We start from the raw sequence: 15,154 nt of genomic DNA on the forward strand, positions 1-15,154 counted from the left end.
CGAGTGCGGCGGGTTCAGCGTCAGGACGAATGGAAGGACTACGGGGGTTTCAGGTGTCGCAGATGGAGAACGTCGTCGGGGACCGGGTGCTGATCGCCGTGCAGGCGGTCAACATTTCGCGGCTCTCGACCCATCCGGTGCCCACCGTCCCCGGCACGCTCATCGTCGTGGCCGGCGCCGGGCCGAAGGACTCCAACGGCGCGGGTAAGTCGTCGTTCATCGCCTCGATCACGGCGCTGCTCGGGGACGAACAGTGGCGCTTCGCCTCAGGCGCCAAGGCGGTGTCCGAGCTGCTCTTCAACGCCGAGCTGGCCAGCGGCGCCGGCGCCCGCCAGTGGGCGAGCGCCGACCACGGCTACATCGTGGGCGTCTTCGCCCCGCCGGGCATGGACGGCTTCGCCCCGCCCGGCTCGGACGGATCACCGACGCCACCCGCGCTGGACGGCCCCGACCACCACGGCGGAGGCGCGCCGGGCGGCCTCGCGGAACGAGACGGCGGGACGGCGACCGGCACGTCAGCGAACGGCGGGGCGGCGGCCGGCACCTCGGCGAACGGCGCCGCACCGGACGGCGGGGCGGCGGGCACGGCGGACGGTGAGCTCATTCTCGAGGATCACGTGGCCGGAGATGAGCTGGGCGGGGAGCTGTTCGAGGTGCCCGACACCTCGGGCGGGGCGCTCACCGTGTGGCTCAAGGTCAACCAGGAGGCGCCGCACCTGGAGATCCGCTGGCGGGAAGGGGTGCACCTGGCGGCGTCCCCGTCCGAGGCCGAACGGGTGGCGCGGGCCGACGAGATCTGGGCGTCCCTGCCCAAGTCGGCCGGTCGGCGTGACGTGGTGGCGCGCGACCTGACCAAGGTGCTCTACGGCGACCGCGTCAGGTGTGTGTCGTTCCTGTCCACGTCCGTACGGAGCAAGGTCGCCACCAACCTGCTCTCCCAGCCACTCAACGAGATCTCCCCCGAACGCGTCTTCGAGGCCATCGCCGCCCTCACCGGCCTCGACGCCGAGCTGGAGCAGGAACGAGAGGCCCGCCGCGACGAGCACGCCAAGCGGGTACGCGCGGCGCAGGCGGGCGAGCGGCTGGCCGAGTTCGAGTCGGAGTCGAAGGCGCTGCTGACCACGTTCGACCGGCGTGATCAGGCGAGAGTACGGCTGGCGGACGCGTTGCGGTGCTGGCGGGGCCGGCAGGCGCGCAAGCTGGCCGACGCGGCGGCCAAGGACGAGTCGCTGGCCGCCGACCTGGAACGGCACCACGTGGCCGGTGAGGCGGCCGCCGAGGCGATCGCCATGGTCAAGGCGGAGATCGCCACGCTGCGGGAGGACACCCTCGACCGGCAGGTCTCGCAGGCCCGCAAGGAGTTGGCGGCGCTCCAGGCGAGGGCGGCCAAGCTGGACGCGGATCGCGCGGTGGCCGAGAACTCCGCCGACGAGCTGCGCGGGCTGATCCCGGCGCTGGAGGAGACGCGCAGGTTCGCGGACGGGCGTGACGTGCCCACGGCCGAGCGGGAGCTCGGGGAGGTCCGGCTGCGCCTCAACGAGGCGCTCAAGGCGCTCGGGGTGGCGGACCAGGAGGTGGCCTCCGCTCAGGCGGCGCTGGACGACGCGGAGGGCGGTCCTGCGGCGGCGCAGCTCAACGCGCTGGCAGCGGCCGGCATCGGCGCGACCGGCCTGCTCGACGCCCTCGACGTGGCGGAGCAGGCCCGCGACGCCGCCCACACACCCCCCTCCGGCCGCGCACTACGCGGGAGCACTGCCGGCGTGGGTGTCGCCGCCGATGGGGAGGTCACGCCCGGTGCGAGTGGCGCCGGAGGCGGCGGGGCGCGTGACGTCGAGGCGTTGGGCGCCGCCCTCAAGGCCCGCTATGGGAAGACGAACGACGCCGAGCACAAGGCGGACGGCGGTGCCAGTGCCGGGGCCAGTGCCGGGGCCGGTGCCGATGCCGGTGCCGGTGTCGGTGTCGGTGGTCTGGTGCTGGGTGAGTTGCGGGGATGGCCGAACGAGCATGCGGTGATCGTGGATGCGGCGCAGCTCGATGCCGCCGCTGCCGCGCTGGCCGCGTTGCCGGGTTCCGTGCTGGTCAGCTCGGCCGGGGTGAGCGTCGTGGGCGCGTTCGACGGCGTGGCCACCGGGCGCGAGGCCCGGATCAAGGCCGCCGAGCAGCGGCTCCACCGGGCGAAGGACGTGCAGGAGACGGCGGCGCAGGCCGTACGCGATGGGGAGGAAGCCGTCGCCGAGGCGCAACGGCGGCTGGAAGGGGCCAGGGCCGGGGTGCGCCTGGCCGAGCTGGAGGAGAAGCTGGCCGAGCGGCGGGCCAGGCTGGCCGGGCTGACCGCCGCGATCGAGGAGGTCGCGCCGAAGGTCGCCGAGGCCGAGCGGCAGGCCGGAGCACTGGACTTCCGGGCCAGGACCAGGGACATGGAGATCGAACGCCTGGAGGGCCGGCGCCACCGGCACGAGGCCGAGCGCGCGCAGGCCCGCGACCAGGAGACCAAGGTCACCTCCGAACGCGAGTCGCTCAAGCTCGACGCGCTGGCCGCCGACTGGGGCGGCACGGTCGAGACGGCACGCGAATGGCTGAACGCGCTGCCCGAGGAGGAGCGGCCGCGAGCGGCCGAGGAGTGGTGGCGGATCGCCGAGCGCCTCTTCGACCAGGCCTTGCGTGACACGTTCCCGGAGGAGGACGCGGAGATCCCGGAGGAGCTGCGGTTCCTGCTGAGCGAGCGGGGCGGGAGCGCGGCGCGGGAACAGGCGACGTTCGCGGCGGTGTGCGGGGCGCTGGCCTCCTACCTGCGGGGCCAGGAGGAGTACGAACGGCACCAGCGGCGCCAGATCGAGGCCCAGGTCGTCACCAGGCAGCGGGACCTGGCGGCGGCGGCGCGCGGCGCCGAGGAGGCGGCGCAGTCGACGGCCGTGCACCGGGCGGCGTTGACCGCGGCGATCAAGGCGCGGCTCACGCGGGTGGCCGAGGAGTTCGAGAAGCTGGACACGTCTTACGGGGGTTACGGGGCGACGCTGGAGTTCCCCGTGCCGCCCGCGCCCGCCGACCCCGAGCAGCGCTGGCAGTGGCGGGTGACGCCGAAGTGGCGGCGCGGCGAGGGGCAGGGGTTCGTGCCGTACAACCGGCGGGCCAACACCGCGCTCATGGACGAGAAGGCCGTCAAGCTGGTGTGCGCGGCGGCCATCGCCTCGTCCGGGGGCGGGCATCTGTGCCTGGTGCTCGACGAGCTCGGCCGCAACCTGGGCAAGGAGCACCGCAGGGAGGCGGTGGCGCTGTTCAGGCGGATCGGGGAGACGTACGGGATCACCGTGATCGGGGCGCTGCAGGACGACATGGAGCCGTACGCGATCGACGCCTGTGGCCAGTACGTCAAGCTGCGGCGCTCGTCGGACGCGATGCCGTACAACGAGCCGCCGGTGATCGTCGGGCACGACCAGCACGCCGAACGGGTGCGGGCGCTGGCCGCGTACGTCGACAGGACGGCCGGTTGACGCGCCCCCTTTCCCTTTCCAGCTGGGTGTGGCCGGCCTGCCCGATCTCGTTCGGCTTGGTCGCCTTGCGCCGGTAGGCCGCTGATCACGGCGCATGATGCGCCTCCAACGGGCGATCACGAGCACGGTGTCCTCGTCGAACGAGGGCAGGCGACCCCGTGGGGATCTCCTGGTCGCGCATATGGTCCTCACACGCGGCGCGAAGCTCCCCAAAGGCCACGATCGAGCCCACCTTCGCCACCGGCCTCCGGGTCCGCCCCGCCGGCCACCACGACGGGATCCATGGCTGGCTGAGCAGCACGATCACAGCCGGGATAGCCTCTGCCATCGCCACTATGCAAGCGCATAGTAGTATGTCCACACGGATAAGTTCCTATGCGGCTGGATTAGGAGACATGGAGAGCGTAGATCTCAAGCCAGACCCTGAGGACCTGACCGCTCGTGCCCGGATCAGGGACGCGGCCCTGCGGCATTTCGGTGAGTACGGGTTCCAGGGCGCGACAACCCGTGGCATCGCCGAGACCGCGGGAGTGTCCCGGGGGCTGCTCCGTCACCACTTCGGGTCCAAGCAGGCGTTGCGCGAGGCATGCGACGACCATCTGGTCAAGCTGATCGGCAGGATCAACGAGCAGGCCAGGAACAGCCCGGCCACGAGCGGCATGAACCACGTCGCGGCCGCGATGGCGGCGCTCGGGCCCTATCAGCGATACCTGGCCCGCGCCCTGACGGAGGGGTGGGCCGAGCCGGTGTTCGACGCGATGGTCCAGATGAGCGAGCAGTGGCTCGCGGAGCTCGACGAGCGCCGCTCCGATCTCCCGTTCGCCGATCGCCGGGCCCGTGCGACGGTGGGCACGGCCATGGCGCTCGCCATCGGGATCCTGCACAAGCACGTGTCCCGGGGGCTCGGCGTCGACGTGCTCGGCGACGAAGGCTCCCACCGGCTCGCGCTGACCGTACTCGACATCTACTCCCACCCCTGGGTCAGCCCGGAAGAGGCCGCGGTGTACCGCGACGCCCTGGAAAAGAGCCGGCCCAGGCAAACGGCGCCATCAAAGGAGCACACCGATGAGTGAGGCGATATCAGTAAGCGGCTTAGTCAAGACGTTCGGCGCCACCCGCGCGCTGGACGGGCTCGATCTCGCCGTACGCGCCGGAGAGGTGCACGGCTTCCTCGGGCCCAACGGCGCGGGCAAGAGCACCACGATCCGCGTCCTGCTGGGCATGGTGCGCGCCGACGCGGGCACCGCGCGGCTGCTCGGGGGCGACCCCTGGGCTGACGCGACCCAGCTGCACCGCAGGCTGGCCTACGTGCCGGGGGACGTCACCCTGTGGCCGAATCTGTCCGGCGGCGAGGTGATCGACCTGCTCGGCCGGCTCCGCGGCGGGCTCGACGAGCGGCGCCGCGCCGACCTCCTGGAGCGCTTCGACCTGGACCCGCGCAAGAAGTGCCGCACCTACTCCAAGGGCAACCGGCAGAAGGTCGCCCTGATCGCCGCGCTCGCCTCCAGCGCGGAGCTGCTCATCCTCGACGAGCCCACCTCCGGCCTGGACCCTCTGATGGAGGAGGTCTTCCGGGAGGTGATACGGCAGGACAACCGCACTGTGCTGCTGTCCAGCCACATCCTGGCCGAGGTCGAAGCCCTGTGCGACAAGGTGACCATCATCAGCGGCGGGCGCACGATCGAGAGCGGAACGCTGGCGGATCTTCGGCATCTGACCCGTACCTCGATCCAGGCCGACCTGGCGGCGCCGGCGGACGGGCTGGCCGGCCTGCCCGGCGTGCACGACCTGCGCGCCGAGAACGGCCGGGTGCGGTTCGACGTCGACACCACCGCCCTGGACACCGTGCTGCGCCGCCTCACCGACATCGGCGTACGCGCTCTCGTCAGCCGGCCGCCCACGCTGGAGGAGCTGTTCCTGCGGCACTACGACCGCACCGGCGAGCACACGGAGGCGGCACGATGAACGGCGTCGGCCACCTGGTCCGCCTGGCGCTGCGCCGCGAGAGGAGCATCGCCCCCTGGTGGATCCTGCTGCTCGTGGCCTTGGCCCTGACGCTGGTCTCCTACATCAACAGGTTCATGCCCACCTACGAGCTCAAGCTCAATTACCTGGACGTCATCCGCGGCAGCGGCTTTTTCCAGGCGCTCGGCGGCGGAGTTCCCGAACCGCGGCTGGAGGTGTTCGCCACGTGGCGCAGCGGCGGGTTCCTCTATGTCGCGAGCGCGTTCGCGGCCGTCATGTCCGTCGTCCGGCACACCCGCAGGGAGGAGGAGTCCGGCCGCAGCGAGCTGGTCCGCTCGGCCGTGGTCGGCCGGCACGCCCAGTTGACCGCCGCCCTGCTGGTGGCGGCGGGGATCAACCTGATCGGCGGCCTGGTGACCGCCGTCGCGCTGATCGGGGCCGGGCTCGAACCGATCGGTTCGCTCGTCTACGGGGCCGCCATCATGACGGCGGGCTGGGTGTTCGCCGGCGTCGCCGCGGTCGCCGCCCAGCTGGCCCGCGAAGCCCACACGGCCACCGTGATCGGCCTGTCCGTGCTCGGGATCTCGTACGTGATGCGTTACGCCGGTGACGCGACGGGACAAGCCTGGCTGAAGTACCTGTCCCCGATCGGCTGGAGCCATCTGGTGAAGCCGTACCAGGACGAACGCTGGTGGATGCTCATGTTTTCGACGCTCGTCGCCGCACTCCTGTTCGCCGTGGGCTACCACTTGTCCGGCCGCCGCGACCTGGGTGCCGGGATGCTGCCGGAACGCCTCGGGCGTGAGAGGGCTCCGGAGCTGCGCGGTCCGATCAGTCTGGCCTGGCGGCTCCACCGCGGGCTGCTGGTGAAGTGGACGGCCGGGGTCGCGTTCTTCGCGGCTGTGGCCGCCGGCCTGAGCCCGCTCGCGCAGGATCTGCTCTCGCGGCCGAGCATCGTGGTGAACAACATCGTGAAGCTCCTCGGCGTCCACGGGGACGAGGCGCTCGGCGCCTATTCGTGGTACCTCATTCTGATCCTCGCGTACGCCGTCGCGCTGTATCCGGTGCTCATGACCCTGCGGCTGCGCGCGGAGGAGGCGTCGGGCCGCGCGGAGGCCGTGCAGGCCACGCCGGTGAGCCGGCTGCGGTGGGCGGGCGCGCACGTGCTGCTGACCGGGCTCGGCACGACGCTGCTGATGGCCGTCGCCGGGCTCGTCTACGGGGCGCTGTACTCCCTGCTCGTGGGCGATTTCACCACCGACCTGCCACGCTTCCTGGCCGGGGCGCTGAGCACCGTGCCCGCGGCGTGGAGCGTCGGGGCGGTGTCCGTGTTCGCGTACGCGCTGCTGCCGCGGGCGAGCGCGGCGATCTCCTGGGCCGTCTGGATCCTGACCGCCGGGCTCGGGAAGGTCGCCGGTCCCCTGTACGGAGCGTGGGACGGGAGCCCGCTGGAGCCGTTCTCGCACCTCCCCAACCCCTTCACCGCGGCATCTTTCGACATCAGACCGCTCCTGGCCCTGCTCGCCGTCACGGCGATCCTGCTCGGCGGCGGGCTGCTCGCCCTGCGCCGCCGCGACTTCGGATAACGTCACGGGAACCTAGGGAGCAGGACCCTGCGGTGATCTGGGGTTGTCCGGCGAGCCTGCTGGTCAGCCCGCCTACCACAAGGAAGGAGCCGCTCATGACCGCCGACCCGACGATGACCCGGATCGGCCAGGGGGTGGAGTTGCATCACCACCAAGGTCAGCGTGAAGCCGCCCGCGAGTTGTTCGCGCAGATCTGGGACGACATCGGCGGCGAGCAAGGCGACCCGCTGCATGTTTGCGTCCTTGCCCACTCGATGGCCGATGTGCAGGACGACGTGCACCAGGAACTGATGTGGGATCTGCGAGCGCTTGCCGCAGCCGGCCTGATCACTGATGAGCGGGTGGCACAAGCCGGGGTGCCGCTTTCGGTGGCCGGCCTGTATCCGTCGTTGCATCTGAACTTGAGTGAGTGTTATCGCAAGCTGGGCGATCTGGATCGCGCCCGTGAGCACCTCCGGCAGGCAAGGGCGGGGATCGGCGCCCTTGGCGACGACGAGTATGGGCAGCTCATCAAGGGTGGGCTGGAGCAGCTGGCCGAAAAGTTGGATGAGACCTTCTGACTGCGAGCCCGGGCAAGGCAGGCTGCCCGCGGCCGTCGTCGTTCTGGCCGATCAGCACCATGGGCCGGGCCGTGGTGGACGGGTCAGGGTGGGTCACCTGGGCGGCGGGCCGGTGTAGGAGGCGCGGAGGCGGAGGAGGGTGCCTCGGCTGTACTCCTCCATCGCGTGCGCCAGCCAGCCCGCCACCCTGGCCACCGCGAAGACGGCCTCGCCCGCGCCGGCCACCATGCCGCTCACGGCAGTGAGGGTGGCGAGGGCGAAATCCATGTTCCGCTCCGGAAGGCGCCGCCGGCGCATTTCCTCCAGCACGGCCGCTCCGGCGGCGAGCCCGTCGTGTCCCGGCGCGGCCTCCTTGATGAGGTCGAGCAGGAGGCCGCCGCGTCCGTCGCCGTTCTTGTAGATGCTGTGGCCGAAGCCGGGGATGCGCTCGCCACGGCGTACCCGCTCCGCGATCACCCGTGCGGCCTGGTGCGGCTCGGCGACCTCGGCGAGGAGGCGTTCCGCGCCGTACGACGCGCCGCCGTGCAGCGGGCCGCCCAGCACGCCGAGCCCGGTCAGCACGACGGCGTACGGGTCGGCCTTGGCGGAGGCGGCGACCCGGGCGGCCAAGGTGGAGGCGGCCAGCTCATGGTCGGCGAGCAGCACCAGTGCGGCCTGGAGCACGCCGAGGAGCGCGAGGCTTGCGGGATGCGGGCACAGGCGGGACCAGAGGCGCTCGGCGATCGACTCGCCTTGGGGCTCGCTGAGCTGCGGCAGGGCGTCGACGAGGCCCGCGATCATGCGGCGGCCCGTGGCGGCGACGGACGCGGGGTCGAGCTGGTGGCGGAGGGAGTCGGACGCGCCGAGGACCGTCGTGATCACCTGGAGGCGGTCGAGGGGCAGGAGATCCTCCGGAAGTCCGCGCTGTGCGGCGACGGCGGCGGCCAGCGCGTCCGGCTCGCACCGCCACGGCACCGGCCACGAAGTCCGCGCCCCACTGCCGCTCTCCGGGTCGGCGGTCCAGAGCCAGTCGGCGACCGTTTCGAAGTCGCCGGTCCGCGCCAGCTCCAGCGCGTCGAGCCCCCGGTAGTAGTGCCGGTCAACGCCGAGCGCCGTGATGGCCGACTCGATCACCAACTCGGGCGGCTGGCTGCGGGGCCGCCCCCGCCGGGCGAGGCGCTCGATCTCCTCCTCCGAGAAGAGGCTGCGCCGCCCGTCGTCGCTGTGCCGCCGCTGCAGCACGCCCCGGCTCACGTACGCGTACAGCGTGGCGGGTTTGACGCCGAGCCGCTCGGCGGCGGTGGCCGCGTCGATCCACTCCACCCGGACAGGCCCCTTCCGATGCATGTTGATGAAAATCAATATTGATACACATTGAAAGCACATGTCAACGTGAGGGCATGCCAAAAGTTCACTTTCTCGATGTCACCAACCGGGACGGCGTGCAGACCGCGCGCACCGGCCTGTCGAAGTTCGGCAAGACCATGGTCAACTTCTATCTGGCCAAGCTCGGGGTGGCGCAGTCCGAGATCGGCTTCCCGTTCCTGTTCCACGAGGTCCCGTACGTCAAGGCGCAGGTGGCGCTGGCCGAGGCGGGGGCGTTCGGCGCTCTGCGGCTCTCAGGATGGTGCCGCGGCGTGCCGCAGGACGTGGAGAAGGCGGCCCCGCTCGGGCTCAGGCACTACAACCTGTCCATCTCGACGTCCGACTACATGATCCAGAACAAGTTCCGGGGCCGGCTGGACAGGGACGCGATCGTCAGGGAGATGACGGCCGCCGTGCGCACGGCCAAGGCCGCGGGCGCGCAGACCGTGGGGGTGAACGCGGAGGACGGTTCGAGGACGGACGACGGCTTCCTGCTGGAGTTCGCGCTGGCGGCCAAGGAGGCGGGCGCCGACCGGGTGCGCTACTGCGACACGATCGGCGGCGACACGCCTGACAGGATCCGCGAGCGCTTCGCCAAGCTGGCTTCGGCCGTCGCGATGCCGGTCGAGACCCACTGCCACAACGACCTGGGCATGGCCGTGGCCAACTCCGTCTCGGGCGCCCTCGGCGACCTCGACGTGGGACAGGACGCCTGGATCAACACGTGCGTGAACGGCATCGGCGAGCGTTCGGGCAACGCCGACCTGCTCTCCACGATCCTGGCCTTCCAGCACGGATTCGGCCTCGACGCGGAGATCGGCGACGCGCTCGACCTGTCGTGGGCCCGCAGGTTCGCGCTGTGGGCGAGTTACGCGTTCGGGCGGCCGCTGCCGTACAACCAGGTCGGGGTCGGGCGGAACGCGTTCGCGCACGAGAGCGGCATCCACGCCGACGGCGCGCTGAAGGACCACGGCAACTACGAGCTGTACGACGAGGCCACGCTGGGCCCGTTCCCCGAGGACTGGCACGCGCGGGACGGCCGGGTCGTGCTGACCGGCGAGTACGGCGGCAAGGCCGGCTTCCGGCACGTCATGGACGGGCTGGGGGTGGAGATCCGCGAGGAGGACCTGGCGTTCCGGCTGGTGCAGCTCTGCAACGCCATGACCGGCCGCCCGCTCACCGACGACGAGCTCCGCCTGATCGCCGCGTACCCGCGCGAGCTGTCCCTGCTGTTCCCCGGCTACGAGCACCCCTAACGGGGCCATCGCCGCGACGTACGCTCCTACGGCCATGACGTCCAGCCCACTGGCCTGCATGCTGGTGGCGACACCGCGCCGCTGAGCACGCCGCCGAGGCTGTAGGCCACCGAGGCGCCGCTGTAGCGGAACTGGGTCGTGAAGAGCTTAGGCAGGTACGCGCCCACAGGAACAGCGCGTTAACCCGGACGTTAATGCTGCCTTGCGCAGGATGTCATTGTTCCAGGTGGTCGTTCGCGTTGATCCTGGTGGCCGAAGCCGGCCACCGATCCAGAAGTGTGTCTGGCCCCACCCACCCGTACGGCCAAGCCCATATTGGCCTGACCAGGCGCTACCTAACATCGCTACCACAACGACACGGAGGAGAAAGATCATGGCGAACGCCGGCGACATCACGACCGCGACGGCGCACATCGGCGACGCCCGCACCGAGGAAGCCTTCACCACGGTGAAGAAGTGCATCATGCTCTTCGGCGCCGTCAGCGCCATCACCCTTGGAGTGGTTGCCGTGATGGCGTTCACCGGCCACGAGGCGACCTCGTTCATGTGGATCCGGGGAGCCATCCTGCTCGCGATCACCCCGCTGATCTACCGGATGGCTGTCCGCGCTTCGGAGGGGTCGTACAAGGCTTTCGACCGCGTGCGCACCCTGTCCACCATCATGCCGATCGCGATCATCGGCGTCGACCTGATCCCCGGCCTCTGCCCAGCGTGGTACGCCGTGCTCCAGGGCCTGTCTGCGCTGGCCCTGATCGGTGTCGCCTTCATTACCCGCGGTTCCGCGCTGAGCGCCGCCTTCCCCGAGAAGAAGTGAAATGGCTCAGGGAGCATGCAGGATTGACGGGGTCAGCGTGACCTGGGGAAGGCAGCGCGCAGTTCGGATCGGTTGACGATGAACCGGCTGGTACGAGGGCCGAAGCACCGAACGGAAAGCGAAGAGAAAATTACGAGACAGTTGGGTTCGTGGCCGGCGCGTGCGGGCGTGGGGTTCGGGCGGGCCTGCGTCGTGGTGGCCGTCAGCATGCTGGTCCCGGCCGTGTGGGCCGCCGCCGTGGCGCTGGGCATCTGGTGGGGGGCGGGAAACCCATGGTCGTGGGTAGCGCCGTTCGTGCTGGTGTCCACAGGCACGCTCGCTCTGTCCCGCCCGATCTGCCGGATCGTCCGCTTCCTCGTCGCGAGGTGGACCGGCACCGTCATCCCCGCCGGGTACCGGCAGGCCGGGCCGGTGACGCGGTTGTCCACCGGGTACTGGTGGAACGGTTTCAGCTACGAGCGCACCAGCCGCGACGCCCTCATGGATCAGAAGATGCGGCTCCGGTGGAGCGACCCCGCGACCTGGCGTGACCTGCGCTTCACAGGGATAGTGCCGTTCACCGCGGGCGTGATCGCCGCCGTCCCGCCGGCCGGCGCCGCGGGAGCAGTCGTCGGGCTCTTCCAGCCGTCGCTCGCCATGCGCGTCATCGGCGTGCTCGGCGCGGTCATGGCCGTCGCTAGCGCCCCGTACGCCTGGCGCGCCCTCGAGCCGGTAGCCGTCCGCTTCCTGCGCGCGTCACCTGCGATGACGCTGGCCGACCGGGTCGAGGAGCTGACGGCCCAGCGCGCGGACACCACGGTCGCACAGGCCGCCGAGATCCGCCGGATCGAGCGGGACCTGCACGACGGAGCACAGGCACGCTTGGTCGCGCTCGGACTGTCATTGGCGACTGTGGAGAAGGTGCTGAAAACCAACCCCGACCAGGCCATGGCGTTGCTGCGAGAAGCGCGAGCCGGTGCCGCCACGTCACTGACCGAGCTACGTGACCTGGTCAAGGGCATCAACCCGCCGGTGCTGAGCGAGCGAGGGCTCGTCGATGCCGTTCGCGCTCTTGCCTTGGACAGCCCGCTCGAAACGGCTGTCAGCGCCGACCTTCGGCTACGCCTGGACCCGCCGATCGAGTCCGCCCTGTACTTCGGAATCGCCGAACTGCTGACCAACGCGGTCAAGCACGCCCATGCGACCCAGGCGCGAATCTCCATCGCCCAGGACGACACCGACATCGTCATTGACGTCGAAGACAACGGCCGAGGTGGGGCAGGCGTGCGAGCCGACGGCGGGCTCGCGGGGCTACGCCGCCGCATCGCCGTCTTCGACGGCACCCTCGAGATCACCAGCCCCGAAGGCGGTCCCACCCGCGCGAGGATGATGGTGCCATGCGCATCGTTGTAGCCGAAGACCTTTACCTGCTGCGCGACGGAATGATCCGTCTCCTCCAGGCGTACGGACACGAGGTGGTGGCGACGGCGACCACCGGACCCGAGACACTCGACGCGCTGCTGACGTGGCGGCCGGACGTCTCCATCGTCGACGTCCGCATGCCGCCGACCCAGTCGGACGAGGGCCTGCGGGCGGCTCTGGCCGCCCGCAGCGAACTGCCCGGACTGCCGGTCCTGATCCTTTCTCAGCACGTCGAACAGCTGTATGCCCGCGAACTCCTGGCCGACGGCGCCGGCGGCATCGGTTATCTCCTCAAGGAGAGCGTGTTCGACGCCGATCAGTTCATCGATGCTGTGGAACGCGTCGCCAATGGCGGGACCGCCATGGACCCGGCCGTCATCGCCAGGTTGCTGTCCAGCGGATCCTCCAACCGACGACTCGAACAGCTCACCGAACGCGAACACTCCGTGCTCAGCCTCATGGCAGAAGGATTGTCCAACCAGGCCATCAGCCAGCGGCTCTTCCTCAGCGAAAGCGCCATCAGCAAGTACACCACCACCATGTTCGACAAACTTGGCATCACCGATGACGACAACAACAACCGCCGCGTCCTCGCCGTCCTCACCTATCTGAACAAGACCTGATGTACTTCTCGAACCCAGAGACGGGAACACATCGCACGCTCTGAAGTCCCCGTCGTCGAGCACCTCGCCCAGCACAAGGAAGGGCCCGTTCGCCAGGATGAAGCGAACCGACGGACCGAGCTGCGGAAACATCGCGTAGTGCCCGCGCTTGCCGGGCGGCGCGACCCGGTCCCCCCAGTGCCCGAACACGGCCGAGCCGAGCGGGCGCGAGATGAAGGCCACCGCGAACGACGCGAACGACGCGAACGCGGCCAGGCTGCCCGCCACCCGCGGCCGCCAGCCGGGTCCAATTTGGGGAAGAACGCGGTGTTGAGCACCAAAGCCGCCGCAGTGCCGTAAATGTAGAAGTCGTAGAACTCGATCGCGGTGCCGATGCGGCTGGCGGCCGCGATCCTCGACCGGGTGGGTGCGGCGACTTGGGAGGACGTTGCCATACTTGTCGCACTATGCGAAATGGCGTCTTGTGAAGTGACACCGAGAAGCTTTCACCTGCGAAATGTCACCTCTGAAGGGAACGGGTTTGGCTGTCGAGCTGGTCATCTTCGACTGCGACGGAACGCTCGTGGACAGCGAGCCGATCTCCGTACGCGTGGGCACGGCGGCGCTGCGGCGCCTGGGCTGGTCGATCGATGAGGCGGAGTACGCCGAGCGGTTCGTGGGCTGTACGAACGAGTACTGGAACGAGGCGGTGGGTGAGACGCCGCCGGGCTGGCGCGAGCAGCTCATCGCCGACTACACGGCCGCGATCAAGGCCGAGCTCTGCGTGATCGAGGGCATCGAGGAGGCGCTCGACCAGCTGACCATGCCGACCTGCGTGGCCTCGAACGGGCGGCACGCCACGATCCGCCGCAGCCTGGAGCTGACCGGACTGGCCGAGCGGTTCCACGGCCGGGTGTTCAGCGCCGAGGACGTGGCCAGGGGCAAGCCGGCGCCGGACCTGTTCCTGCACGCGGCGGCCACGATGGGGGTGGCGCCGGAGCGGTGCGTGGTGGTGGAGGACAGCCCGTTCGGGGTGACGGCGGCCATGAACGCGGGCATGCGCTGCCTGGCCTTCGCCGGCGGTCTCACTCCCGCCGCCCGCCTCACCGGCCTGGGCGCCACACTCTTCCACCACCCGACCGCGATCCCCGACCTGATCGGTTCGTTCGAAAGGGGATGATCAGCGCTTTTGCCGGGCGCGCCCGTTCTCGTCCAGGTAGTCGCGCCAGGAACGCTTCGGGTTCCAGCCGAGCAGGCGGTGGGCCTTCGCGCAGGAGATGCCCGAGGCGTCCTGGCTGGCGAGCGGGCGCAGCTCGATCTGGTCGCCATAGTGCTCGCGCAGGACGGCGGCGAAGTCGTGGCCGCCCGCGTTGTCCGGCGACGCGATGTAGAACACCTCGTGGCCGGGCAGGTCGGACTCGGCGGCCAGAACGATCGCGTCCGCGAGGTCGTACACGTCGATGTAGCTCCACAGGCCCGCGCCGATCTCGGACGCGTCGCGCACCTGCGGGCCGAGGTTGCGCTCGTAGTTGCCCTCGTGCTGCACCCAGCTCGGCCGCAGCGAGATGCACCTGATGTCGGAGCGGCGCACCGCCGCGTCCATGAGCTGCTCGCCGAAGTGCTTGGCCAGCGCGTACGGGTCCTGCGGCCGGATCGGGTGCTCCTCGTCCACCGGCGCGTAGTCGGGCAGGAAGGGGCGCTCGGGGAAGAAGAAGCCGGGCACGGTCTCGCTGGAGATGTTCACGAAGCGCGGGACGCCGAAGCGGACCGCGGCCTCGATCATGTTGAACGTCGCCATCAGGTTGTTCTGGAAGACCACGTGCGGCGGGTTGGAGGTGGGGTCGGGGATGGCGGCGGCGTGCACGACCGCGTCGGCCCCGCGCACGACGGCGAACGCCTGCCCGGCGTCGGTCAGCTCGGCCTGCTGGTAGCGGGGCTGGCCGGGCTCGGACCGTTCGAAGACGGGGCGCGTGAGATCCACGCCGGTCACCTCGTGACCGGCCTCGGCCAGCGCCTTGACGGCCGCGCGGCCTACCTTGCCGTGGGCTCCGGTGACGACGACGCGCATGTGCTCCACTCCTTAACCGGTTTCGGTGCGAGCAATCTAACGCGAGATCATTTCCGCTGTGGGAGAG

12 protein-coding genes are annotated in these 15,154 nt (G+C 70.4%); 10 read left to right on the plus strand and 2 right to left on the minus strand.

Annotated elements, in window-relative coordinates; translation table 11 throughout:
* Window positions 1–62 precede the first annotated feature (62 nt).
* The 5 genes from AB0J64_RS00055 (at window position 63) to AB0J64_RS00075 (ending at window position 7,602) form a co-directional block, all read left to right on the plus strand.
* Window positions 63–3,491 (plus strand): chromosome partitioning protein ParA, encoded by a 3,429-nt coding sequence (locus AB0J64_RS00055; protein ID WP_364018310.1) that lies wholly within the window; start codon window positions 63–65, stop codon window positions 3,489–3,491.
* 395 nt (window positions 3,492–3,886) lie between these two features.
* Entirely contained in the window at window positions 3,887–4,564 is a 678-nt protein-coding gene (locus tag AB0J64_RS00060) for a TetR/AcrR family transcriptional regulator (protein WP_364018312.1), read from the plus strand.
* Entirely contained in the window at window positions 4,557–5,456 is a 900-nt protein-coding gene (locus AB0J64_RS00065; protein ID WP_364018314.1) for an ABC transporter ATP-binding protein, read from the plus strand. Before AB0J64_RS00060 ends, AB0J64_RS00065 begins: the two co-directional genes overlap by 8 nt.
* On the plus strand, window positions 5,453–7,042 hold the full coding sequence (locus tag AB0J64_RS00070; protein WP_364018316.1) for a polyketide antibiotic transporter: 1,590 nt from the start codon (window positions 5,453–5,455) through the stop codon (window positions 7,040–7,042). The genes AB0J64_RS00065 and AB0J64_RS00070 overlap by 4 nt, the downstream gene beginning before the upstream one ends.
* 95 nt (window positions 7,043–7,137) lie before the next feature.
* Window positions 7,138–7,602: a hypothetical protein gene (locus AB0J64_RS00075; protein ID WP_364018318.1), complete on the plus strand. Its 465-nt coding sequence runs from the start codon at window positions 7,138–7,140 to the stop codon at window positions 7,600–7,602.
* A gap of 93 nt (window positions 7,603–7,695) precedes the next feature.
* Here the strand turns inward: AB0J64_RS00075 and AB0J64_RS00080 are convergent, their stop codons facing one another.
* The gene (locus AB0J64_RS00080; protein ID WP_364018320.1) at window positions 7,696–8,904 is read right to left on the minus strand and encodes a citrate synthase; all 1,209 of its coding nucleotides are present in this window, start codon (window positions 8,902–8,904) and stop codon (window positions 7,696–7,698) included.
* Between the two features lie 77 nt (window positions 8,905–8,981).
* On the opposite strand from AB0J64_RS00080, the gene AB0J64_RS00085 reads away from it, so the two are divergent.
* The 5 genes from AB0J64_RS00085 to AB0J64_RS00105 all read left to right on the plus strand — a co-directional run bounded on the left by AB0J64_RS00085 (window position 8,982) and on the right by AB0J64_RS00105 (window position 14,199).
* Complete coding sequence (locus AB0J64_RS00085; protein WP_364018322.1) at window positions 8,982–10,202, plus strand: hypothetical protein; 1,221 nt, start codon at window positions 8,982–8,984, stop codon at window positions 10,200–10,202.
* A 373-nt stretch (window positions 10,203–10,575) separates the two neighbouring features.
* The gene (locus tag AB0J64_RS00090) at window positions 10,576–11,016 is read left to right on the plus strand and encodes a hypothetical protein (RefSeq protein ID WP_364018324.1); all 441 of its coding nucleotides are present in this window, start codon (window positions 10,576–10,578) and stop codon (window positions 11,014–11,016) included.
* 141 nt (window positions 11,017–11,157) lie between these two features.
* Window positions 11,158–12,408: a histidine kinase gene (locus AB0J64_RS00095; RefSeq protein WP_364018326.1), complete on the plus strand. Its 1,251-nt coding sequence runs from the start codon at window positions 11,158–11,160 to the stop codon at window positions 12,406–12,408.
* On the plus strand, window positions 12,393–13,040 hold the full coding sequence (locus AB0J64_RS00100) for a response regulator transcription factor (protein WP_364018328.1): 648 nt from the start codon (window positions 12,393–12,395) through the stop codon (window positions 13,038–13,040). Before AB0J64_RS00095 ends, AB0J64_RS00100 begins: the two co-directional genes overlap by 16 nt.
* 520 nt (window positions 13,041–13,560) lie before the next feature.
* Entirely contained in the window at window positions 13,561–14,199 is a 639-nt protein-coding gene (locus AB0J64_RS00105; protein ID WP_364018330.1) for an HAD family hydrolase, read from the plus strand.
* Here AB0J64_RS00105 and AB0J64_RS00110 read toward each other — a convergent pair whose 3' ends face one another.
* Entirely contained in the window at window positions 14,200–15,087 is an 888-nt protein-coding gene (locus tag AB0J64_RS00110) for an NAD(P)-dependent oxidoreductase (RefSeq protein WP_364018332.1), read from the minus strand.
* Window positions 15,088–15,154: the final 67 nt, after the last annotated feature.

It is taken from the genome of Nonomuraea sp. NPDC049695 (assembly GCF_040674955.1).
In the GTDB taxonomy this organism is placed as follows: Bacteria; Actinomycetota; Actinomycetes; order Streptosporangiales; family Streptosporangiaceae; genus Nonomuraea; species Nonomuraea helvata.

Excerpts from the sequence above, each read along its gene's own strand:
- AB0J64_RS00065 (WP_364018314.1), top strand. The coding sequence starts at position 4,557 with ATGAGTGAGGCGATATCAGTAAGCGGCTTAGTCAAGACGTTCGGCGCC.
- AB0J64_RS00075 (WP_364018318.1), top strand. The coding sequence starts at position 7,138 with ATGACCGCCGACCCGACGATGACCCGGATCGGCCAGGGGGTGGAGTTG.
- AB0J64_RS00110 (WP_364018332.1), bottom strand. The coding sequence starts at position 15,087 with ATGCGCGTCGTCGTCACCGGAGCCCACGGCAAGGTAGGCCGCGCGGCC.
- AB0J64_RS00055 (WP_364018310.1), top strand. The coding sequence starts at position 63 with ATGGAGAACGTCGTCGGGGACCGGGTGCTGATCGCCGTGCAGGCGGTC.
- AB0J64_RS00070 (WP_364018316.1), top strand. The coding sequence starts at position 5,453 with ATGAACGGCGTCGGCCACCTGGTCCGCCTGGCGCTGCGCCGCGAGAGG.
- AB0J64_RS00085 (WP_364018322.1), top strand. The coding sequence starts at position 8,982 with ATGCCAAAAGTTCACTTTCTCGATGTCACCAACCGGGACGGCGTGCAG.
- AB0J64_RS00060 (WP_364018312.1), top strand. The coding sequence starts at position 3,887 with ATGGAGAGCGTAGATCTCAAGCCAGACCCTGAGGACCTGACCGCTCGT.
- AB0J64_RS00100 (WP_364018328.1), top strand. The coding sequence starts at position 12,393 with ATGCGCATCGTTGTAGCCGAAGACCTTTACCTGCTGCGCGACGGAATG.
- AB0J64_RS00090 (WP_364018324.1), top strand. The coding sequence starts at position 10,576 with ATGGCGAACGCCGGCGACATCACGACCGCGACGGCGCACATCGGCGAC.